This is a genomic window from Pseudodesulfovibrio sp. zrk46 (assembly GCF_012516435.1).
GTDB lineage: Bacteria > Desulfobacterota > Desulfovibrionia > Desulfovibrionales > Desulfovibrionaceae > Pseudodesulfovibrio.
Window position 1 is genome coordinate 470,813 of the sequence record NZ_CP051216.1, and the last position, 22,067, is coordinate 492,879.

Annotated in this window: 24 protein-coding genes and 2 tRNA genes; 11 read left to right on the top strand and 15 right to left on the bottom strand. The window is 55.2% G+C overall.

Going from position 1 to position 22,067, the window contains the following annotated elements; all coding sequences use genetic code 11:
- From HFN16_RS02155 to HFN16_RS02180, 6 genes are all read right to left on the bottom strand, one after another.
- Complete coding sequence (locus tag HFN16_RS02155; protein WP_168889138.1) at positions 1-1,080, bottom strand: nickel-dependent hydrogenase large subunit; 1,080 nt, start codon at positions 1,078-1,080, stop codon at positions 1-3.
- A 9-nt stretch (positions 1,081-1,089) separates the two neighbouring features.
- Complete coding sequence (locus HFN16_RS02160; protein ID WP_168889139.1) at positions 1,090-1,458, bottom strand: NADH-quinone oxidoreductase subunit C; 369 nt, start codon at positions 1,456-1,458, stop codon at positions 1,090-1,092.
- 20 nt (positions 1,459-1,478) lie between these two features.
- On the bottom strand, positions 1,479-1,919 hold the full coding sequence (locus HFN16_RS02165; protein WP_168889140.1) for an NADH-quinone oxidoreductase subunit B family protein: 441 nt from the start codon (positions 1,917-1,919) through the stop codon (positions 1,479-1,481).
- Positions 1,920-1,922: 3 nt separating this feature from the next.
- A complete protein-coding gene (locus tag HFN16_RS02170) occupies positions 1,923-2,771 on the bottom strand; it encodes a complex I subunit 1 family protein (protein ID WP_168889141.1) in 849 nt (282 codons plus the stop codon).
- Positions 2,771-4,672: a proton-conducting transporter membrane subunit gene (locus HFN16_RS02175; RefSeq protein ID WP_210772225.1), complete on the bottom strand. Its 1,902-nt coding sequence runs from the start codon at positions 4,670-4,672 to the stop codon at positions 2,771-2,773. Before HFN16_RS02175 ends, HFN16_RS02170 begins: the two co-directional genes overlap by 1 nt.
- Positions 4,673-5,162: 490 nt before the next feature.
- Positions 5,163-5,840 (bottom strand): phosphoadenosine phosphosulfate reductase family protein, encoded by a 678-nt coding sequence (locus tag HFN16_RS02180; RefSeq protein WP_168889142.1) that lies wholly within the window; start codon positions 5,838-5,840, stop codon positions 5,163-5,165.
- Between the two features lie 77 nt (positions 5,841-5,917).
- Here HFN16_RS02180 and HFN16_RS02185 point away from each other — a divergent pair, with 77 nt between their 5' ends.
- The 7 genes from HFN16_RS02185 (at position 5,918) to nrfA (ending at position 9,942) form a co-directional block, all read left to right on the top strand.
- A complete protein-coding gene (locus HFN16_RS02185) occupies positions 5,918-6,349 on the top strand; it encodes a pyridoxamine 5'-phosphate oxidase family protein (RefSeq protein WP_247648412.1) in 432 nt (143 codons plus the stop codon).
- Between the two features lie 49 nt (positions 6,350-6,398).
- Positions 6,399-6,475, top strand: a tRNA-Arg gene (locus HFN16_RS02190).
- Between the two features lie 151 nt (positions 6,476-6,626).
- Positions 6,627-6,703: transfer RNA gene (locus HFN16_RS02195), tRNA-Arg, on the top strand.
- Between the two features lie 152 nt (positions 6,704-6,855).
- Positions 6,856-7,062, top strand: coding sequence for a hypothetical protein (locus HFN16_RS02200; protein WP_247648413.1), 207 nt, complete (start codon positions 6,856-6,858; stop codon positions 7,060-7,062).
- Between the two features lie 12 nt (positions 7,063-7,074).
- Positions 7,075-7,698 carry a phosphatase PAP2 family protein gene (locus HFN16_RS02205; protein WP_168889144.1) on the top strand — a complete coding sequence of 208 codons (624 nt, stop codon included), beginning with the start codon at positions 7,075-7,077 and terminating at the stop codon, positions 7,696-7,698.
- A 182-nt stretch (positions 7,699-7,880) separates the two neighbouring features.
- The gene (gene nrfH, locus HFN16_RS02210; protein ID WP_168889145.1) at positions 7,881-8,411 is read left to right on the top strand and encodes a cytochrome c nitrite reductase small subunit; all 531 of its coding nucleotides are present in this window, start codon (positions 7,881-7,883) and stop codon (positions 8,409-8,411) included.
- Between the two features lie 25 nt (positions 8,412-8,436).
- Positions 8,437-9,942, top strand: coding sequence for an ammonia-forming cytochrome c nitrite reductase (gene nrfA, locus HFN16_RS02215; protein ID WP_168889146.1), 1,506 nt, complete (start codon positions 8,437-8,439; stop codon positions 9,940-9,942).
- A gap of 75 nt (positions 9,943-10,017) precedes the next feature.
- On the opposite strand, the gene HFN16_RS02220 is transcribed toward nrfA, so the two are convergent.
- From HFN16_RS02220 to HFN16_RS02250, 7 genes are all read right to left on the bottom strand, one after another.
- Complete coding sequence (locus tag HFN16_RS02220; protein WP_168889147.1) at positions 10,018-10,206, bottom strand: DUF2892 domain-containing protein; 189 nt, start codon at positions 10,204-10,206, stop codon at positions 10,018-10,020.
- 272 nt (positions 10,207-10,478) lie between these two features.
- A complete protein-coding gene (locus HFN16_RS02225) occupies positions 10,479-12,227 on the bottom strand; it encodes a M14/M99 family metallopeptidase (RefSeq protein ID WP_168889148.1) in 1,749 nt (582 codons plus the stop codon).
- Positions 12,228-12,384: 157 nt separating this feature from the next.
- Positions 12,385-13,089: a hypothetical protein gene (locus HFN16_RS02230; RefSeq protein WP_168889149.1), complete on the bottom strand. Its 705-nt coding sequence runs from the start codon at positions 13,087-13,089 to the stop codon at positions 12,385-12,387.
- Positions 13,086-14,345, bottom strand: a complete 1,260-nt coding sequence (locus HFN16_RS02235; protein ID WP_168889150.1) for a L,D-transpeptidase family protein — start codon at positions 14,343-14,345, stop codon at positions 13,086-13,088. Before HFN16_RS02235 ends, HFN16_RS02230 begins: the two co-directional genes overlap by 4 nt.
- Positions 14,346-14,405: 60 nt before the next feature.
- Positions 14,406-14,966 (bottom strand): orotate phosphoribosyltransferase, encoded by a 561-nt coding sequence (gene pyrE, locus HFN16_RS02240; protein WP_168889151.1) that lies wholly within the window; start codon positions 14,964-14,966, stop codon positions 14,406-14,408.
- A 2-nt stretch (positions 14,967-14,968) separates the two neighbouring features.
- Positions 14,969-16,267: an adenylosuccinate lyase gene (purB, locus tag HFN16_RS02245; RefSeq protein ID WP_168889152.1), complete on the bottom strand. Its 1,299-nt coding sequence runs from the start codon at positions 16,265-16,267 to the stop codon at positions 14,969-14,971.
- A gap of 81 nt (positions 16,268-16,348) precedes the next feature.
- Positions 16,349-16,669, bottom strand: coding sequence for a zinc ribbon domain-containing protein (locus HFN16_RS02250; protein WP_168889153.1), 321 nt, complete (start codon positions 16,667-16,669; stop codon positions 16,349-16,351).
- A 436-nt stretch (positions 16,670-17,105) separates the two neighbouring features.
- On the opposite strand from HFN16_RS02250, the gene HFN16_RS02255 reads away from it, so the two are divergent.
- The gene (locus tag HFN16_RS02255; protein WP_168889154.1) at positions 17,106-17,609 is read left to right on the top strand and encodes a hypothetical protein; all 504 of its coding nucleotides are present in this window, start codon (positions 17,106-17,108) and stop codon (positions 17,607-17,609) included.
- A gap of 74 nt (positions 17,610-17,683) precedes the next feature.
- Here the strand turns inward: HFN16_RS02255 and HFN16_RS02260 are convergent, their stop codons facing one another.
- Together HFN16_RS02260 and HFN16_RS02265 are read right to left on the bottom strand one after the other, a co-directional pair.
- A complete protein-coding gene (locus tag HFN16_RS02260) occupies positions 17,684-17,881 on the bottom strand; it encodes a hypothetical protein (RefSeq protein ID WP_168889155.1) in 198 nt (65 codons plus the stop codon).
- A gap of 162 nt (positions 17,882-18,043) precedes the next feature.
- Positions 18,044-18,649 (bottom strand): hypothetical protein, encoded by a 606-nt coding sequence (locus HFN16_RS02265; protein WP_168889156.1) that lies wholly within the window; start codon positions 18,647-18,649, stop codon positions 18,044-18,046.
- Between the two features lie 174 nt (positions 18,650-18,823).
- Here HFN16_RS02265 and HFN16_RS02270 point away from each other — a divergent pair, with 174 nt between their 5' ends.
- From HFN16_RS02270 to HFN16_RS02280, 3 genes are all read left to right on the top strand, one after another.
- On the top strand, positions 18,824-19,096 hold the full coding sequence (locus tag HFN16_RS02270; protein ID WP_168889157.1) for an acylphosphatase: 273 nt from the start codon (positions 18,824-18,826) through the stop codon (positions 19,094-19,096).
- A 137-nt stretch (positions 19,097-19,233) separates the two neighbouring features.
- Positions 19,234-20,655 (top strand): HAMP domain-containing sensor histidine kinase, encoded by a 1,422-nt coding sequence (locus tag HFN16_RS02275; RefSeq protein WP_168889158.1) that lies wholly within the window; start codon positions 19,234-19,236, stop codon positions 20,653-20,655.
- The gene (locus HFN16_RS02280; protein ID WP_168889159.1) at positions 20,652-22,010 is read left to right on the top strand and encodes a sigma-54 dependent transcriptional regulator; all 1,359 of its coding nucleotides are present in this window, start codon (positions 20,652-20,654) and stop codon (positions 22,008-22,010) included. Before HFN16_RS02275 ends, HFN16_RS02280 begins: the two co-directional genes overlap by 4 nt.
- Positions 22,011-22,067: the final 57 nt, after the last annotated feature.

A 22,067-nucleotide genomic window follows, 5' to 3' on the forward strand; every position in this document is an offset into this window, starting at 1 on the left:
TTAGCGCTCGGTGCAGCTGATGCAGGGGTCGATGGAGAGAATGATGACAGGCACGTCGGCCAGTTCACACTCAGGCATCATGGCCAGCAGCGGCGGGATGTTAGCAAAGGTAGGCGTACGGATGCGGAGGCGATCCAGATGCTTGGTGCCGTTACCCTTGATGTAGTATACGCACTCACCGCGAGGCTGTTCCACACGGGCGTAGGCTTCGCCTTCCGGCGGGTTGCCCTTCACCTTGACGCGGATGTCGCCCTCGGGGAGCTTGCTGATGGCCTGACGGACCAAATCCATGGACTGGAGGCACTCACGGAAACGGACTGTGGAACGAGCCCAACAGTCACCGGAGGTTTCAACGATCGGCTCGAAGTCGATCTGGGAGTAACCGCCGTAACCGAGCATACGCATATCCTGAGCAACGCCGGAACCACGCAGGGTCGGGCCGGCAGCGCCCAGTTCGTAGGCCTGCTCTTTGGTCAGGGTGCCAACACCGCAGGTACGAGCCTTGACGGTGTAGTCGTTCATGATGGTGTCCTGCAGCTGACGGACTTCCTTTTCCACGATGTCGATCTCGGACAGGATCCAGCGGATCTGGTCCGGAGAGAGGTCGGCGCGCACGCCGCCGATGACGTTCACGGAAACGATAACGCGGCTACCGGTGGTAGCTTCGTTGATGTCCATGATGCGCTCGCGGATCTTCCAGAACTGCATGAACAGGGACTCGAAGCCGAAAGCATCGGCGAAGAGACCCAGCCACAGCAGGTGGGAGTGAGTACGGTGCAGTTCGGACCAGATGACACGCAGCAGAGCGGCGCGATCGGGGATCTCGATGTCCATGAGCTCTTCGATGGCCTGCGAGTAGCAGACAGCGTGGATCATGGAGCAGATACCGCAGACGCGCTCACACACGGTGATCATCTGGTGGTAGTCACGAATGTCAGCCAGCTTTTCCAGGCCACGGTGAACGTAACCCAGAGCCGGGATAGCCTCTTTGACGATCTCGTCTTCCACTTTGAGGGTCAGGTGGACCGGCTCGGGAAGAACGGGATGCTGCGGGCCGAAGGGAATTACGGTAGTTGCCATTTCAGCCCCCTATTTCTTGGGCTCGATCTTGACGTTGGACACCAGGGGAACCTGGGTGACCTCGGGGTCAAGGTAGAGCGAACGGTTAAAGTCAAGGACCAGGCCGTCGAATTCGACGTCCCACTGGTCGCGGATCTCATTTTCCACCAGCAGAGCGGCAAAGAGCACGCCAGAGATGGACGGAATGGGCTTATCCATATCCGTGACCAAACGCAGGTGGGTGGTCTCCAGATTCTTGTCGAAGTGGTACAGGATGCCGATCTTCTTCTCGTCCTCCTGGTAGGTCGAGAACGTGACCAGGCGCTGCCCGTCGTTCTTCAGGTTCATGACCTCTCCGACAAGAGTCTCGGGGGTCACGTCAATTACTTTACCTATCATATTTCACCTCGTGAGAAGCCCTATTCGGCTTCCACTTTTTCTGCGAACTTGGCCAGACCGGTGACAACACCGTCGATGATGGCTTCGGGCTTGGCCGGACAACCGGGAACGTAGACATCAACAGGGATAACCTTATCGATGCCGCCGATCACGTTGTAGGCTTCGCGGAAGACACCGCCGGTGTTACCGCAGGCGCCGATGGCGATAACGGCCTTGGGCTCGGGCATCTGATCGTAGATGTTCTTGAGCACCTTGGCGTTTCGGTAGTTGACAGTACCGGTGACCAGCAGCACGTCAGCGTGCTTGGGGTTACCGACGTTGATGATGCCGAACCGTTCTACGTCGTAGAGAGGGGTCAGGCATGCCAGGACCTCGATATCGCAGCCGTTACAGCTACCGCAGTCAAAGTGCATGATCCACGGGGACTTGGCGCGAGATTTCTTAATGAATGAACCGAACATGACTTACCCCGCGTACAGCCAGATGAGGTTAACTACGGACATGCCCATACCGAGCAGCCAGACGCGCTTGAGCATCCAACGCCAGGTCATACGGGCCATGGTGTTGTCCACCAGGATTTCGAGCATGTAGGTGCCGATCAGCAGCACTGCCATCCACGCCACGTTGGTGGTCCAGAACAGGGCACACAGGCCGAGAACCAGAACGGTTTCGTACCAGTGAGCGATCTCGACCAGGGCCAGGTAGGGGCCGGAGTACTCGGTGAGCACACCCTTAACCAGTTCCTGGTGACCGTGGTGGGAGGTGGAGAAGTCAAAGGGAGACTTGCGCAGCTTGATGGTCAGGGCATAGCCCAGGGCCAGGTACAGGAGCGGCATTTTGGCCAGCAGCGGCTGATCCAGCTGCCAAACAGCTTCGATGGAGAAGCTGCCGGTAGTCAGATAGAAACCGACGAAGACCAGAATCAGAACCGGCTCGTAAGCCAGGATCTGCATCAGCTCGCGCTGAGCGCCGACCTGGGAGTACGGGGACTTGGCAGCCATGGCACCCATGACCAGGAAGACCGCACCGATGGCCTGGACGAAGAAGATCAGAAGCAGGTCGCCCTGAGCGAAGAACAGCGCCACGGAGACGGCTGCTGCGATCAGGTAAACCCATGCACAAAGCACCTGCCACTGGTTGACGACCATTTTCTCTTTACCGAGAAGTTTGGCGACGTCGTAGAAGGCCTGCATGATCGGCGGACCCTGACGGGACTGGAACCATGCGGTGACGCGGCGGTCGAGACCGGCGACAAGGCCACCGATGACCGGACCGGCCACAAGGCCGATGATGACGAGAATAAGCGTATCCATTAGAGAGCTCCTCCCAGCATGAGGACGATAAGAGCGCCCGCCAAAGCGTTAAAGACCGGGGTGAGCTTGCCTTCGGCGAAGAGCTCGCCCAGATACATGTTACTGGCAGTGAACGGGACAGTGCCGTTCATGGGACCGACGTAAGCGCCGTCATTGTCACCAACCACGTTGGCGCCACCGGCGTAAGGAGGCATGACCTTGGCCTTACGGAAACCGGAAGCAGCCTTGGCAGCGTAAACTACGCCCAGGCCGAGAACGATGAACAGAGGCACAACGCCGAAGGAACCGGTTGCCGCATCAAGGGAGCCGAGGCTCACGGTGAAAGGCGGAGCCTGGAACATGGGGGCCAGCATGGAGTTGTAGATCCACGGAGCAGCCACGGACAGGACAACAGCGCCGCCACACAGTGCCACCAGAGGCATGCGGATGAGGGTAGCCTGTTCTTCTGCCGGAGCATCAGCTTCGCGGGAAGCCATCAGGGAACCGCCCCAGCGGGCCCAGTACACGACGGTCAGGGCGGAGCCCATGGCCAGCATGATGATGACGTAGATGTTGGAGGAGGCAGCTTCGATAGCCATCCACTTGGCCATGAGCACGCCAAACGGAGGCAGCAGCATGGTCAGGATGCCGATGAGGGTGATCATGGCAGTGCGGGGGAACTTGGCGTACAGGCCGCGCATGTCCTCGATGTCGCGAGAGCCGATTGCCTGCTCGATGGTGCCAACGCACAGGAAGAGCAGGGACTTGGAGATGGCGTGGAAGATGATCAGCATCACAGCAGCGGTGATGGCCAGCGGGGTATTAATACCAGCGCAGCAGATGATCAGGCCAAGGTTGGAAACCGTGGAGTACGCCAAAATCTTTTTACCGTTGGACTGGCCGATACACAGAGCGGCACAGGCAACGAAGGTGAATGCACCACAGATGGCGATACCGGTGGACAGGAAGGTATCCACGTAGCCGGGGGCGAAGCGGAGAACCATGTACACACCAGCTTTAACCATGGTGGAGGAGTGCAGCAGTGCGGAGACCGGGGTCGGTGCAATCATAGCGCCGAGCAGCCAGCTCTGGAACGGGACCTGGGCAGCCTTCACGAAACCGGCAACACAGAGGAAACCGAGACCGGTCAGCATGAGTGCACCCTGAGGACCGTTGGCCAGTACCACGGACAGATCGACGGTGTTCATCTGAGAGTAAACGAAGATGATGCCGAGAACGAAGGCCAGACCACCAACAGCATTCATCCACAGAGCGCGGACAGCATTGTGCTTGGCGATGGCGGTTCCGTCGTGCCCGATAAGCTGGAAAGAACACAGCGAGGTCACTTCGAAGAAGAAGAACATCCACAGAAGGTTGTTGGAGAGCACCAGACCGTTCATTGCGCCCAGGAACAGGAGCATGAACAGGAAGAAGCGCGGCTGACGCGATTTCTTCAGCTTCAGGTGGTCTTCGTGTTCCTTCATATAAGGGATGGCGAAGATACAGATCAAAGAACCGATGATGGAAACGATCAGAACCATGATCAGGGACAGCTGGTCGCCAACGAGGGCGGGCACAGTCCCGTGGTCAAGAACAACGATCTCAAACCAAGCAAGAAGTACTGCCTGGGCCAAGGTGAAGCCCTGGATCAGCAGACTCTTGTTTTTGACACCGTAGTAGTAAATGACACCCAGCAATGCGAAATCCAGCACAGTAAGCAGGAGATCGCTGCTGATGCCCAGGAACGAACCGACCGTAACCGGTTCGAAAGTCCCCTGTCCCAACAATCCCAGCGATGCAAGCGTGAGGATTGCTGCCGTGGCAACCACAGTCAGGGTCCGAACGGCACTAGACCGAACGAAATAACAGATGGCTCCCGCGGCAACGGGCAGGAGGATGAGAAGCAGAAGCAGATTCGACATGATGACCTCGTTTCAGATGATTGAATACGAGTACAACGGACACCCCAAAAAGGTTCACCTCTAACCTGTATTTGGGGTGCGAATGCACCTTACCCTTAGCCTAGTAAACAAGGGTCATTAGGTGAAGTAAGCGTCTGCGTCAAGGGGGGGTCTAAAATTGTTTAGTCAATCAACAAGAGACCTCAAACCACTGGTATCAAACACTTTGAGAGCGTTTTTTGACTTTTCAGTCAATTTTTTCGGTACAAAAAAGGAGGGAAAATTGTGAAGAAAATCGTAAATAACGTGCCCGGGACATTCTCCCGAGTATCAATAGCCGATATTTATATCACATCTGATAACGGAGATGGTCGACAAACGAAGTCCTGTTCCCCTCATTTCGACACTGCAATTTGACCATTTTTCACTGCGGAATGAGAGTTCACTTTAAGGGGACAAGCAGCTTCCGACAGTCAAAAAACGAATTTAATTCTGCAAGCAGCTGTGGCAATCAAAAATATCCCATACTGGTAAGTGTTTTCATATTGTCTTCCTTGGCCTGATCGCGTCCAGAACGTTCTCCGGCACCTGCTCCGGGCAAGGCTGTACATGGACGACACCCAAGGGATCGATACCCTTGGTCATAGAGTTCACAGTGAGGCAGTCCAAAACGGTCGTGAAAGGCCCAGATATCTGTTTCCGTCCAATCAAGGATCGGATTAACCATCACATGGTCGGGATCGGTACGAGGCTCAAAAGACTGCCTGTCATTTCTGTCAGGATGCTCATCACGACGGATTCCTGTCAGCAAGTGAGAGGTCTCCGTTTCACGCACGGCGGCTTTCAATGGCTCGACCTTGAGAACACGACAACAGGAAACCACATCTTCAGCAAGCGGGTAACCTTCAAGTTCAACTGTCGGACGCGCCACACTCAGATCAATGCCCCACTCCGCAACCATCCGGTCCCGAAAGGCCATCACCTCAGGGAATTTGCAGCCGGTATCCAAATTGATGGCCTTGGGCGGCAGCTTGCCATGATGTTCGAGCAAAGCCCGCCAAATGAAGAGGACCACAGTGGAGTCCTTGCCCCCTGTCCAGGCGACACGCACACCCGTTCCGCCTGTTTCTTTCAACAGTTCCGCGAGGATTTGCTCAGTAGCTCGAATCTTGTCGTCAAGGCTGATCATGTTCCACCCTTTTATAATCTGGAAAAAGTTGCGCACCATATATAGCAGTTTCGGCTTGCATGCGGTAAGTTACTTCCATGAGCAAAGACAAAATGCAAATCATAGACAATCTCGTTCTGAGCAAGGACCTTTGCGTGCTGGCCACATCCGATGGCATCGAGCCGTTGGCCTCGCTCATGAACTACGTTGTGGACCATGCGTCCATGAAGTTCTATTTCCTCTCGCGCAAAGACTCGCAGAAGAACAAGAACATCAAGTCGCATCCCCATGTCTCCATCCTCATTGATCGCCGCGATGAAGGCCTGGCCTTGACCATTCAGGGGGTATACTCTCCTATTAAGACCAAGCAGACATCCAAGGCCATCACCAAGCTCATTCTGACTAAACTTCCTCGACTCAAACAATTTGCCGAGCACCCGGACACTGAGCTGATTCGCATTCAAGGTAAAAGTGCGATCCTCATGGAAGGAATTAGTGATAAATTTGAGACTAAATTCAATAATTCCTAAAAAACTCCTTGACGGCAGAGCCGGTGTGCCATAAACACTTTTTCACCGCGCGCCCGTGGCTCAGCTGGATAGAGCATTCGGCTACGAACCGAAAGATCGCACGTTCGAATCGTGCCGGGCGCGCCACTTAAAAAAAGTAGGCCTTTGAGTGAAAACTCAAAGGCCTTTTTCTTTTCATTTCGATTCTCTTCTCACCCACGGGCAATACTTTTTTTTGCGAGATTTCATTTTAATGCTTGACGCCGGAGCATGGTTGCCATAAACACACCTTTCCCGCGCGCCCGTGGCTCAGCTGGATAGAGCATTCGGCTACGAACCGAAAGATCGCACGTTCGAATCGTGCCGGGCGCGCCACAGAATATTAAAGCCTCTCAAGTGATTGCTTGAGAGGCTTTTTTCTTTGGGTGAACACTCACCTTCCACTACCCATCCCACTTTTTTTCTGATAAATTTTTCGGACTATGAAATGTCCACATTGCGGCAATGCCGTTTCTCCACGCGCCCACATGTGCAAACACTGCGGCGTCAAGTTCGTTCGCAAGAGCGACAAGATGGCCCGACGCATGACCACCAGCGCTCGTATCGCCATGGCCAGCGGCGGACTGCTCGTCGTCATTGCCGTCATTCTGGCTCTGAACAACGCTTACATTTTCGCTGGTGCTACATTCATTGTCGGCGCCCTGCTCGGCCTCATAGGCAAATCCATGGATTAGATGGAGGCGTGCATGGACAGGACTCTGCTCAAAACTCTCATGGCCCTTGTCCTGACCGCTCTGCTGATCGCCCTTTGCTATCTTTTCGTGGATCGCCCCATTGCCGAGGCAGCATTCGGGCTCAAGCACACCTTCTGGCATTCACTGGCCAAGTACATATCTCAGGCCGCCAACCACTTCTTTGTTAACATTCTGGTCGCTATAGCCCTGATCTATGGAGCTGTGGATACCATCCGCAACGGTTCCTCAGATAAATCACGCCATCTGCTCTACATGGGGCTGACCGTAGCATCAGCCATGCTGATCGGTGACGTGTTCAAGGAAATCTGTGGGCGCGCCCGGCCGCCGCTCCTCTTTGAAAAGGGAATTTACGGTTTTTTCCCAATGGCAGGCGACTATCTGCACTTTTCCTTCCCGTCCGGACACACCTTGCGCATCTTTTCCAGCATGGTTGCCCTGGGCTACGTGCTTCCCAAGCTACGCTACCCCGCTCTTTGCCTCGCAGGGGCCGTAGGAGCCTCCCGGGTGCTGGCGCTCAAGCATTACCCCTCCGACGTCCTCTTCGGGGCGTTCATCGGCACCACATGCGCCATATGGGGATGGCGGCTGCTTTATCCTTATGGACGAAGAACTTAGCAACTAACCACATTGCAAAATCAATATTTGCAGCAGGTTATAACGTCAAGCCCTCTGGAGAGGTGTATTCCAAGCCCCTCTTTCTCCACAAACGTTCCCAAATATTTCGCGATTCTAATTGATACATCTTCCGAAATAGTACAGACAATATCGTATGTCTCTTTAACTTAAGCGAGGTGTCTATGAACATAGAGACTGCGCTACGGTATGGTGCTTTGACAGCCATCGCCATCGCTTTGGGATTGGGATTGTACTTGGTCAAAGAGTCCAAGGCTACTTCCTATCTCTCAAGCGATGCGAAGGCATGCATCAACTGCCATGTCATGGAGAGCTATTACGCGACGTGGCAACACAGTTCACATGCTCAGCGTGCTGTCTGTGTTGACTGTCATTTGCCGGTGGAGAACTACATCGACAAATACGCGTCAAAGTCTCGTGACGGATGGAACCACTCCGTGGCCTTCACTTTAAACACTTACGGGAAGCGCATGCTCATCACCGATGATGGGGCCCGGCGTGTTCAAGAGAACTGTGTCAGATGTCATGCCAGTCGTTCAAAAACGCTCATCAAACACGTTGATCGGTACCACGCCTTCAACTCCCCCAACCTGGGAGACAGGAAGTGTTGGGATTGTCACCGTGAAGTTCCGCACGGGAAGGTGCGGAGCATCAACGGTACACCTGACAACCTTGGCGTAAGATGGGACCGGTAATGAATCATTTTCAGAGGGGGCTCTCATGAAGAACTCATTAATTCTCGCCATTGCAGTGGCAGGCATAGCATTTATGACGTTTATGCTTTTGTCCATAGGCGAGAAGAAACAGGAACAGGCTCTAATCAACACTGCACCAGTCGTCAAAGCTGAGGGAATTGAGGCCAGAAGCGACGAATGGGCCAAGTACTATCCGCATCAATACGACACTTGGAAACAAACCAGCGAAAGTTCTGAAATTGAAGACATGGTCGAAAAGTATCCTCAACTCGCTATTCTGTGGGCAGGATATGGCTTTGCAAAAGACTACAACGCACCTCGCGGTCACATCTTCGCTCTTCAATCGAACAGAAACACGCTGAGAACTGGTGCTCCCACCGGCCCTAATGACGGCCCCATGCCCATGGCATGCTGGACCTGCAAATCCTCTGATGTCCCACGTCTGATGGCTGAAGAAGGTGAAAATGAATACTTCACCGGCAAATGGGCACGTGCCGGCAGCGAAATCGTCAACCCTATTGGTTGTGCCGACTGTCATAACACCCAGACCAGCCAGCTCGAACTTTCCAGGCCATACCTGAAGCGCGCCCTGGAAGCCAGCGGCAGAGAACTGGACAAGCTTACCTATCAGGACATGCGCTCTCTGGCCTGTGCACAGTGCCACTCAGAGTATTACTTCCTGAAGACCCCATACACAGACAAGAACGGCAAGGAAGCTGTTGCAGCCGTTGTGACATTCCCGTGGGCCAAGGGACTGTCTGCCGAAGCAATGGAAAGCTACTACAATGGCTATGAGTTCAAGGACTGGACTCACAAGCTGAGTAAGACTCCCATGCTCAAGGCACAGCATCCGGGTTACGAGATATTCACAACCGGCATCCACTTCAAGCGCGGTCTGGCTTGTGCAGACTGCCACATGCCGTACACCCAGAAAGGAGCCATCAAGTTCTCCACTCACAAGATTCAGAACCCCCTTAACGATATCGCCAATTCCTGCCTCACCTGCCACCGCCAGAGTGAAGAGGAATTTAAGCAGATCGTGAAGGAAAAGCTGGATCGCAAGAACCAGTTGAATGTGCTCACAATGAATAGCATCGCCAGCGCCCACCTCGAAGCCAAGAAGGCTTGGGAACTCGGTGCAACCGATGCCGAGATGACCCCTGTCATCGACACCATTCGTTCCGCACAGTGGATCTGGGACTACTCCATCGCGAGCCACGGTTCATTCTTCCATGCTCCGGGCGAAACCCTTCGACTTCTCGCTGTTGCCAATGACAAGAGTCAGCATGCCCGCCTCGCGCTGGCAGGCATTCTTGCCAAGTATGGTGTGATCAACTACCAAGTGCCCGACTTCTCCACCAAGGAGAAGGCACAGCAGTTGGCAGGTGTCCCCCTGCAGAAGCTGGTTGATGACAAGCTCGCCTTCAAGAAGGGCCTGATGAAGAACTGGCTGGATGATGCAGTTAAAGACGGACGCCTTACCGACAAGTTCGTTCAGAGCATCCCTGACAAGGCTTCCTATCCTCAATAAGTTGGACACATAGACAACAATAAGGCCAGTCGACAGCTGTCGACTGGCCTTCATTTATTCCAGCTCGCGTTCAGATTATTCCTTGAAGCCAATCTTCTTCAATATTGTCATCGCCGGACACCATCCCGTAAAGGAAGACTGAAACAGGTTGAGTCCGACAAAGGCCGTAAACCACAGCCAGTTGGTGGAATGCAGATAAGCCAAGGTCAGGCTCAAGAGGACAAAGAATCCAGCCATACCGCGAAGAATTCGTTCTATAGTCATAATGCACCTCACTTAAATCAGAATGTGAATCCGCCTTCGGCGGAATTATCAGGTGATTTCGCCTCCGGCGGCCAAAGGCCGAGGGCCTTTGGAATCCCCTCTGCGGCTGTCGCCGCAAAGTAATCTACAAAAACGAACGCTCAACTCGGCTTACATTCGAGCGAAGCGAGCGATAAAAAGTTTTGGAGATTCTTAAGCCGTCGGAGGCATCTTACCCCCTCATACCGCACATCAAATAAAAAGGGGAAGTCTTCCGACCTCCCCTCATTCACTTAATTTGTATGCCCCACACTTCGCTGGGCCAATCCGCCTGCTGAGAACGTCATGGTTCCGATGTCGCCAAATGTAGTAGCGTGTCGAACCGTCAACTCGACCGGCTTGGCATAATCAACCTTGAAGGCGGTGCCGATCTCCACCGGCAGATTACCGGCTGTAGCTAAGAGCTTGTCACCAGGTCCGTTGCTCCAAGCAGCCTCAAGCACATACTCTCCCTCAGGCAAACGATACGTACCGCCGGATGTCCACGGTATGAGCAGCGACTGTCCCTGCTTGTCAGCCAGACGAAGGGCCATGACAGTACGAGGCGCGATGTCCACATAGAAGGTCGCCATGGGCGCACCGGGCGTCTCTCGCACAACGCGATACCGAACAGCACCGGGGATATCCGATTTCATACCGTACTTGGACATGAAGTTGCCGGGATCAAGAATGATCTCCCAGCCCATGTCCTGCCCATTGTTGGCCCAGGGGATGGCCACAAAGCCTTTGAGGTTCACGACCTCCTGAAGATCGCTGCCCCACAGGCCTTCGAGAATAAGCTGATCACCAAGAACAGTCTGGAGCACCTCGCCATCGCGTACAAAGGTGGGATTGCCATTGAGCCAGCAGACAAACACAGGCTTGTCGTCTCCGGGCGTGGCAGGCATCTTCCCGGTCCACTTAATCCGTGTACGGGCCACGCGGCGGCCATCACTGCGAAGCTCCAACTCGCTGAATGGCTCCAGAGCCATGCGGCGCGCTTTCATGAGATTCACACCGGGGCGATCCGACGCGAACAAGGCCAGCTCCGGAGCAAACTCCGTCAGCCCCGCTGCTTCCTGCTTTACATCAAGAGTGGCACCGGGAGCGAGACTGATGACGGAATCCGAGGTCATCAGACGGCCATTGACGCGCACTCGCACATCTTTGCGAGCATAGGCGCGGACATCAGCATCGGTAAATTCAGGCGGCGTGACAGTCACGCCAAAACGGTTGAGCAACATGATAGTAGCGGCCAGTTGCTGGCGCACTTTCCAGTCAAGCTGTCTAATATCCTTGGAGACCTCCACGGCCATGGCCGGGATACCATGCTCGGCAAGAGCGTAGCAGGTCAGCGACTTACGCATCTCCGGATAATCAGTGCCCTTGTCAAAGGTCTTGGTGTTGAACAGCTTGAACTGATAGTCGTTGCTGGTAATGGAACTGTTGAGTTCATCGAGTACGGAGTTAACCGTATGCGCCAGGTCGATCTTGTCGTAGATCAGCGTATCCACGATGATGGATTGGCCATAGCGCTTGGGATTACGCAAACTATCTACATACGTGGGGTTGTAGAAACCGCTGCCCTCGTGCAGATGAATGAACGCATCGGACTGTGCCAGAAGGAAGCGGATGACGCGGGCGACACGGTCTTCGTAAAAACGATTGTAGTTCTGGTCGAAGCGACGGTTCATGTCCACGTTGATCTGGCGTTTGCGCAGATTGATGGACGGCACGTTGGCCCGGGGCAGCACGATCACATTGCCGCGCGTGATCTTTGAGCGGGAGAGAAGCTGTGCTGTGACGAAGCCAGAGGTCTCATCGCCTTGGATGCCGCCCTGCACCATGATGGTGGGACCGGGATGCTCTCCTTCAAGATAGACTACCTTGAGAGGGTATTGCGTCCCCGCAAAAAAGGAATGCTCCCACGACCCGGCAAAGGCCATGGAAGAGATCGCCATCAGCAGCAGGCACGAGGCCATAAGAATAGTAAAACGTCTCATCCTAGTCCAACTCCTGCCATTTCCTATACAATCAACCGCCCGGCCTGTCGAGAAAGGGCCGAGCGCCAAATACGAAAAAGCCAGAACCTGCGCGCATACTCACGAAGGACTGGCTTCTCATTAGCTACAAAGCGGTCTGGCCTGACGGCGACCGAGGCTAAGATACGATATTGTACAAGGGATATGTTTCAGCAAAGATGACATCCTCGCCCTTGCCCTTGATCTCTAGGCGCATCCCGAACAGGTCCTTCTGCTCCAGCCCGTCTGGCAGAGTGAAGGTCGTCTGGATCCGCTTGAAGCGCTGAATCTGAAACGCCAGGTCGCTCGTCTTGAGTTTGAGATCGACAGGGGTGCCGTCCTTCTTGATCAGCTTCATACCGGCCTGACCGTTGACGGCCTTGGCAGACTGAAGATTGTTGAGCTCAAAGCTGACGCTAACCTTGCGCTTGGAAATCTTGGCCTGGAGATTCTCCACGCCCACCTCACGGGTGTCTATACGAACGAAGACCTTGTTCAGATCTACTTCAGGCACCTCAGGCGCCTGCTCCACCTCGCTGGTGGCGGCGGACAACAAGGACTGCAACTCGGCGGGATCATAGGACTGGAGGATCTTCTCCATGTTGCCCAGACGCTCAAGTCTTACCTCGGCATCTACCAGCCGCTGCTCGAGTCCCTTGTTCTCGTCCTGCAGGTTGGCGTTAATTTTAAAACCGCGCACGCCCATGTAGATGCCACCCGCAGCGCACAAGAAAAGGAACACCTGGGTGAAAACGAACATCTTCAGCCAGAACGGACTGACGCGATACCGGGTCACGTCGCGGTCGTCCCGCATGAATAGTACGCTGTATTTAGAATCGCTCATCGAACGCGTCTCCACTGCTCATTATCGATCTTCCAAGAAGCCCCGTCCGGAACAAGCACCATGGTCTTTTGACCTACGTCGCCGTAACCGGCCTCGTCCTCGAACGTCTGAACAAATGCGACCTGAAGCCCCCGGGGATGCGGAGACACCTTCAAATCGTCAACCGCTACCTTAGCAGGAGCGGCCTTTGCCCACAATGTCTTTTTGTAATCTACAATGGAGGTTGCGCCACGTCGGCTGCCTTGTAACGCCCGATCGGCATAGAGTTTCCCGTAGCCATCAGCATCCATGGAGAGCCATGCAGCACGCCATGCTTCAATGACACGTTCCACCTCGACCGCACGGATCGACAGGTACTTATCGGTAAGGTCTTCGCTCGCCGGAACATATTCACGTCCAACGATACGCCAATCTCCTTCGGCGTCCTTCTGCCAGTAAAAGCGCTTCCCCGTGGTGGAGACCATCCCGGGGGTCCGGTAATACTGATCGAACCAGGTCACCCAGTAATCGGGGCCGCGTACGGCGCGGATATTGTCGACCATCACGTGAATCCACGGCTTGGCCGCGAACACATTCTTCTTATGGTCGATAAATCCCTTGAAGTCCTTGCCTTCGGAAAGGGTCATGAGAGCGGAATTGTAATGATCGAAAAACTCATCACTGCGAGCCTGCCAGTCGGAAGCCCAGTCCTTGAGTTCTTCGGCCAGATCCTCGGCAACCGGAGCGCTGTCGCCCGGTTCCGAGGTCCATGCCACTTCCTTGCCTATCACCACGGGCATGCCGTAGGCGATAGTCTGCTCCACATCGCGCATGTCAGGCACCTTGAGGGCCACACATCCGCGGGTGTCGCGGGGAACAAAGGTCTTACCTCGGCCATGCAGCCAGATGCCGCCGCCGGTCTTGCCTTTGATACGATCTATAGGGTTGGGATAGTTCAGGCTGTACGCAAGATTGCCGTAGAGCCCCCAATCGAGCTTACGGTTGATCTTGTACCCCACGAAGTACACGCCTTCGGGAGTACGCAGATCACCTTCCACGAGCTTGTCACCGATGGACTGGCCCGTTGTGCAGGGGAAACGGCGCACCTCACGCAGGGGCGACTTGCGCTCCAGCATGATGAGCGTTTGAGAATCCTTGTCCACGGCCACCAGCCGTTCAGGACCATAGCCATGCGACGAGAGCATGGGCGTCCACCCCTCGGCCAAAGCCGGGGCAACGCACATGCACAGGGTCAAAAAGACAATCAGTAAACGCATGAGGTAATCAAACAGCTCCTTGCGTCCGGTTTCCCCGTTTCCGAACAATCCCCGTAGGGACTACCTTCCCCCGGCGGCCAGCAACTCGGCGCGGGTAAAAATGGAACTCAGCTCCAGTCCCGCTTTCTTGAGATTTTCGCGCCCGCCCTCTTCACGATCCAGAACGGCCAGCACACCCACGATCTCCAGACCGGCATCACGGACGCGCTCGGCTGCGGTGATCAGGGTGCCACCAGTTGTACACACATCCTCCAGCAGGACGACCTTGTCGCCTTCGCTGAAATTGGCCAGTCCCTCAAGGTACTGGTTGGTGCCGTGGCCCTTGGACTTCTTACGGATAATGAAGCCGGGCATGGGGCGACCTTCCAGATGGGAGACCACGGTGGTGCTGGACACCAGCGGGTCAGCGCCGAGGGTCATACCACCCACGCCCATGGCGTCGAAGTCCTTCAGCATTTCGACGAAGAGGCGACCGACGAGATAGCTCCCTTCGGCATGCAGGGCGGTCTGCTTGCAGTCAAAGTAATAGTCACTCTTCTTGCCGGAGGTCAGGGTGAAGTCACCCTCACGGTAAGAGAGTTCCAGCAGCAGTTTGGCCAGTTTGGATTTCAGTTCGTTCATTCTTATTTACCTTCGAAAACGCGTCCGAAAATCACGTCTTCATATCGTTTGTAATACGAGGGGTCGAAAGCTTCGTCAAGGTCGTTAGCCGCAAGATGTTTGTTTACTTCCACATCCTGCCGAATTTCGTCCTCAAATTGTACTCTGTTTTCCCAACAACGCATGGCGACCTTCTGCACCATCTCATACGCAGCCTGACGTTTGAGGCCGGTGGCGATGAGCTTGTTGAGCAGACGCTGGGAGTAGAACAGGCCGTAGGAGCCCATGAGATTGCGCTGAATATTGTCTTCCTTGACCACGAGACGCTCCAGCACACCGCTCATGCGGTGCAGCATGTAGTCGATGAGCGCGGTGGTGTCGGGCATGATCACGCGTTCCACGGAAGAGTGGGAGATGTCACGCTCGTGCCACAGCGCCTGATTCTCCATGGCAGCCAAGGAGTTGGAGCGGATAACGCGAGCCAGACCGCAGAGGTTTTCTGCAGAAATGGGGTTCTTCTTGTGCGGCATGGCCGAGGAGCCCTTCTGCCCCTTGGAGAAACCCTCTTCCACTTCCAGCACTTCGGTGCGCTGCAGGTGGCGAAGTTCCAGGCCCAGGCGTTCGATGCCGCCAGCCAGCATGGCCAGAGCGGTGAAGAACTGTGCGTAGCGGTCGCGCTGCACGATCTGGGTGGAGTGCGGGTCGCACTTCAGACCAAGAATGCGGTTGGTGCGCTCTTCCAGTTCCGGGGCGGAAGCGGCAAAGGTGCCGACCGCGCCGGACAGCTTGCCCACACGAATATTCTCGCGGGCAGCGTCGAAGCGTTCCTGATGGCGCTTGAATTCGGCGTAGAAACCGGCAAACTTCAGGCCATAGGTAGTGGGCTCAGCGTGGATGCCGTGGGTACGGCCCATGCAGAGGAGGCCCTTGTGCTTGTGCGCCATATCGTGAAGCACGCCGAGGATGCGCTCGATGCCTTCAGCCACGATGTCACCCGCACGGGTGAGAAGTACGCCGTTGGCAGTGTCCACGATGTCGGAAGAGGTGCAACCGAGGTGGATGTAGCGGGAGCTGGGCCCGACTTTCTCTTCCACGGCTGTCAGGAATGCGATGACGTCGTGCTTGGTGGTTTCCTCGATCTCGAGGATACGATCCAGCTCGAAATCCGCTTTTTCGTGAATTTCGTCGCAGGCTTCCTGGGGCACTTCGCCCATTTCGGTCCAGGCCTTGGTTACGGCCAGTTCCACTTCAAGCCAGACCCGGAATTTGTTCTCCAGGGTCCAAAGCTCACGCATTGCAGGACGGGAATATCTCTCTAACATATCAGTACCCTCTCGGTGCTAGTCTCGGTGCGTTGGCTATAACATAAAAAAAGGCAGCCGTGGCTGCCTTTTTCCGCTCAATTACGAAGCGGAGCTAGCGGACGAAGTGTCCGAAGCTTTCTGTGCGGGAGCTGCGTCCGCTCCACTTGAACTGGAATCGGCTTTGCTTCCGGAATCGGATCCGGCAGGCTGAGCCGCTTCCCCCGGCTGTGAACCGGCGCTCTTTCCACCATAACCGTCGGCGTACCAGCCACCGCCTTTAAGGTGAAAAGAAGAATGGGAGATGAGGCGCTTGGAATTGCCACCACACTCGGGGCATTCCATGTCACGATCCTCATAGCCCGACTGCCAATCCTCAAATACGGACTGGCAGCTTTCACATTGATATTCGTAAATAGGCATCTTGAAACTCTTCCTTTGCAGGAAGTAAATCGATCAGCGTCCGTCAACTGCAAGACGCGAGAAATCTTCAAGGCCATCGCATATGAGTATACGCGAGGATTTGTAAATTTCGCAGCGACGCAGCAGCTGGCGTGCGATGGGCGATTTACTAAGCTTTGGCGGCTTTAGCTTCTTTGATAGCGGCCTTGATGGCCTTCTTGCGGCGCTGACGCTTACGATCCAGTTCTTTCTTACGCTCATGCTTCTTGTGACGTGCCATAATGGTCTCCTTGATATTTCAGCCCGGTATAGGCTTTTCTTTCTTGCGAGCCGCACTTCATATAACAATAGCCCCGGCTTTGTCCAGCACTGAAAGTGATGATTTTCCCCTTGACGCAAGCGATTTCCGTGACCATATTCCCTCTCCAACGCCAATTACGTATATGAGGATAATATAATGATCAGAAGCGTCAGTGTAAAAAGTGCCGTCAAAGATGCCCTGGAAGCTTTTCAGTTCGACCAGTGGATTCGTTTCTACTTCATCCAGGAAAAAGGTGAAGAGCTGTGGATCGAGATCCCGGATGAGAACATCAAACAGATTCAGGAAGACCACCCTCACCTGCACCGCTTCGCCGACCTGGTGAACAACGCTGCCACCGACTACCAACGCTCCCAGGAAAACCTCTGCTCCTACATCGCCGCCCGTCTCGACGGCCAGAAGTACGAGCAGACCGTCCTCCCTCAGGTATTCGACAACGCCACCTTCAAGGTTGAGATGTACATCTTTAATGTATGGCTCAAGATGCACGAACAGCACCTGGACGAAGAATACATGACCTTCAACGGCTGGCTGGAAATGTACGATGGCTGGAACTCTCAGGAAGAAGTAAAGGAATACCGCGCCAAACTGCTCGAGTCCGGCGCCGATCCTCAGATCCCTGAGTGCACCACCGCACAGTAATTTATCATTTCGCACAAAAAGCCCCCGGCTCCGTTTGGAACCGGGGGCTTTTTTCATGTCTTGGAAAGCTCGTACTACTTGTCTTTCTTTTTGGGTTTCTTCTGCACGTCGGTAACCTTGCCGCCCTTACCCTTGATGACAACCTTGCCGCTCGAGGGCTTCTTTTTTGAATCATTGGCAGCGACCAAAAGCGCTTGGTCATCGAACGCCACAGTCCCGGCAAAACAGGGGGTGGCCAGCATCAGGCAAAGGATCAATATAAATATTCTCATGCAAAGACTCCACACACCATATAGCAAAGGGTGTGCCCTATACAAAAAGCAATGAAGACAAACCGTTAACAAAATCAAGGGTAGCATTATGCGCACATTTCGTCACGCAGTGCACTAGTATTTCCCACTGGCGCAAAATGTAGGCATCGCCTCCCGCCCCTGTCAATACAGGAGCGCACCCACGGTTTCCTGCCGCAAACCTCGATCGAAATAGAGCGACGACACTGTGGCATCGATATCGCGCAAGCCGTCCTCGTCGCCGCGCAACACGGTTCCCACACACTTGATCATGCACTGGCTTGTGTACACGATATAGATGACCGACGTGATTGGCCGTCCATCGCTGTCATGGGCATCCAGCTCCATGCGGAGCATATTCTTGGCCTTGTCAAAATTGGCCCGCCGCAGACAGACAGAACGTTTGGCGCACCCATCCTTTGCGTGACGCGACACCTGACGAACCACATATCGATTGAAGTTGTTGATAGCGGTCTTGGACACTACCCGGCCATGAAGCTCGGTCACGGTCAGATGCGCCTCACGGTCTTCAAGCACGTACCCCGCACTTCGCCCGGCGCTGTCCATACCGCTCACAATACCATCCAGAAACTCAGCCTGATCCAGAATGGAAGGAGAGACCTCTTTCCACCCCTTGGCGAGCCAGATGGTATAACCAAGATCCCGGTTGTAGTATGGCACGGATGCTTTGGCCGGGACCGCACAAAACAAAACCATTGCCGTCATTGCGGCTACATAAAAAAATCGCATGGGAAAACCTCAGCTTCATGAATTGAAGCAGTCAGAGCAGGAGGAGACATTAGGCCAATTTCCTGTGAAACACAATTGACGAATGATATTTTCTCTCCTCCCCTTCCCACAATCCGCCAGGGATGCTATCTTATTGGTAGAAGTGAAAACCCTATCATATCACGGAGGAGCGTCATGAGGAGCTATACCTGTATCGTCGAAGGCAAGGTCACGGGCGGAAACTTCCAATCCTGGACCCAAAGCACCGCACAACAACTCGGCCTGACCGGCTGGGTCCGCTACATTGGGGACAAGAAGGCCGAAGTCCTGATTCAGGGCGATGCCGAAGCATACGCAACATTCCGCGAACGCCTGAAGTCCGAATCCCCGGTGGTTGATCTGATCAGCGTGTCATGCAATGCCATTGACTACGACAAGACGCACGACAACTTCGCCGTGCGCGGCTAGATATTTCATTGCACAGCCGAATGCGCTCCGGCGGAGCCATGTCACCGCCCTTGGTCGTGAGTATCAATCATGACCAAGGGCGTCTTGCGCTTTGTACAGGCTTTGCCCATTGCCCGCAAAAAGGGTAGAGATTCCCCATGCCCCATCGCCGTCGACTCACCATCGCCACCAAACTCCTTGTCTGGTCCGGCACCCTCATCATCGTCTTCTTTGCCACCACGGCCTTTCTCTTCAAACAGGTACGCAACGACGCCGAGGTCTCCAGCCGTATTGTGGCTGTGAACCACGACCTCGACTCCGCCATCCAGCGCATGCTGGAGCGTCTCTACGCTGTTCAGGACAACATCCGACGCTACAAGGTTCTCGGCAACGAAGAAGTTGTTTCCTTTATCGTTGAAGACCTGGACCGCTTCGGTGAGATTCTGAAGGCAACCCTCAAAAAGCACCCTTCCTACCGCTACGACTGGCAGGATCTCACCAAAGAGTATGAACTCACCATCGATCCGGAAGATTCTCCACGAGAAACCCTTGCCCCGGACACCACTATCAAGGACTGGACCGACATCCTTGAACAGTCCCTGCTGGAGAATCAGGCGGACATGGAATTGAGCCTGACCCATCTACATGAAGCGGGCGAGACAGCATCCAACTGGGGTCTGTACGGACTCATTCTCTGCCTCGCCATGGGTGTGGGCGGCAGCTTGGCTCTGGCTTACAGCCTCAACCGCTCCCTCAAGGAGATACGCAGCGGCATCAGGGAGCTGGGTACGGGATCAACCCCGCGCGACGTACGCGTGCTCTCCGGCGACGAGCTGGGAGAACTCGCTCAAGCCTTCAACCGCATGGCCGGCCGTCTTCGCCGCGAAGAACAGATGCGCGCCGACTTCATCGCCATGCTCAGCCATGAGATTCGGACGCCGCTCACCTCCATCCGCGAATCCGTAGATCTCATCGGGTCCGGCGCGTTCGGCGAGGTGAATGAGAAACAGGAGCGGTTCCTCTCCATTGCCGAAAAGGAATCAGTTCGCCTCTCCGATCTCCTGACTCGTCTCATGACCGTCTCACGCATGGAATCCAAATCGCTCGACCTGAACCTGGAAGAGGTCGAATGCGTCCGCCTCGTGGATTCCGCACTTGAGCGAATCGCCCCCGCCGCACAGGCCAAAGGGATCACCCTCAACGCAGAACCCATTGAAGGCACTCCCACCTGCCAATGCGATTCCGGCCATATCCGACAGGTGCTCCTTAATCTGGTGGGCAACGCCATCAAATTTTCTCCAGAAGGCTCCACGGTCAGCGTGGCAGCCAAGGTTGACGGCGATCGCATGATCTTTTCCGTCACCGACAACGGCCCCGGCATTTCCGAAGACGAGCAGGGGCGCATTTTCCAGAAATACTATCGAGACCCCAGCGTGCGTGAAAGCGTTGACGGGGCAGGCCTCGGCCTTGCCATCGCCCGACGCATCGTACAAGGCCACGGTGGTGAAATCCAAGTCGCGAGCAGCCCCGGCCAAGGCGCGACATTTTCCTTTTCCATACCCGCAAAGGACGAACAATGAGCAACCCGAATATCCCCACCGTCCTCGTAGTGGACGACGACGAGAACATCCTGCAGGTGCTGGAAGCACGCCTGCTTTCCTCTGGCATCACCCCGCTGCTGGCCGACCGCGCCGAGACCGCGCTGGAGATGCTGGCCAACGAGCCCGTGGATTGCATCGTCTCCGACATCAAGATGCCCGGCATGGGTGGTCACGGTCTGCTCAAGGAAGTGTTGGAGAACTGGCCGCACATCCCTATCATCATGCTCACGGCGCACGGGACCATACCTGACGCTGTCAGCTCCATCCAGGCCGGCGCTGCCGACTATCTGGCCAAGCCTTTTGACGGCAAGGAACTTATACGCCGCATCCGGGCCATCATGGAGAAGCCCGCTCCGCAGCCTGCGGCCAAGCCAGCCTCCGCCCCTGCACCGGAAGGTTCTGCATCCGATCAGATATGGGGCGGTGAAGCCCCGGCCATGGCTCGTTTTCTGGAGCTCCTCGAACGCGTGGCCCGCTCCACGGTCTCGGTATTGCTGCTCGGTGAATCCGGTACTGGCAAGGAAATGGCGGCCCGCATTCTTCACGATCACAGCCCCCGTGCGGACGGCCCGTTCGTGGTGGTGGACTGCGGCTCTACCCAGCCCACGTTGCTTGAAAGCGAACTCTTCGGGCACGTCAAAGGCTCATTCACCCATGCGGTAAAAGACAAGAAAGGACTCATTGAGGAGGCTGATGGCGGCACCCTGTTCCTTGACGAGATCGGCAACATTTCCCACGAGATGCAGACCCGCCTGCTCCGTTTTCTCCAAGAAGGCACCATTCGCCGCGTGGGCGACACCAAGGAGCGCACTGTAACCTGCCGCGTCATTGCTGCCACCAATGCAAACCTGCCCGCCAAGGTTCGAGAAGGCGAGTTCCGTGAAGACCTCTACTACCGTCTCAAGGTCGTCACCCTGACCATTCCGCCACTGCGTGAACGCAAAGAGGACATCCCTGTATTGGTGGATCGGTTCCTTGATTCTCTTTCCCACGAACAGGGACAGCCCGGCGCATCCATCACAGACGCAGCCATGACCCGGCTCATGGAGCACCCGTGGCCCGGCAATGTCCGTGAGCTCAAGCATACGCTTCAGGGAGCGCTCGTTTTCTGTCGTGACAATCGTGTCGACGTGCAAGACATGCAGATTGAGCCCGTGCCAACCGATTCCCCTGCCGCTACGGGCGATTCGCTTTCCCTTGAGGCAAACGAAAAGCAGACCATCATTCGCGCGCTTGAGCACGCCAACGGCGTCAAGAAAGATGCCGCCGACGCGCTCGGCATCAGTCGAAGGGCTATTCACTACAAGATAAAGAAGTATGGAATCGGAGAGTAAGGAGAGTCAGATTTTGAAGCCGCCTGTGGCGGGAGGAAGAGTAGACTAGCAGGGCTG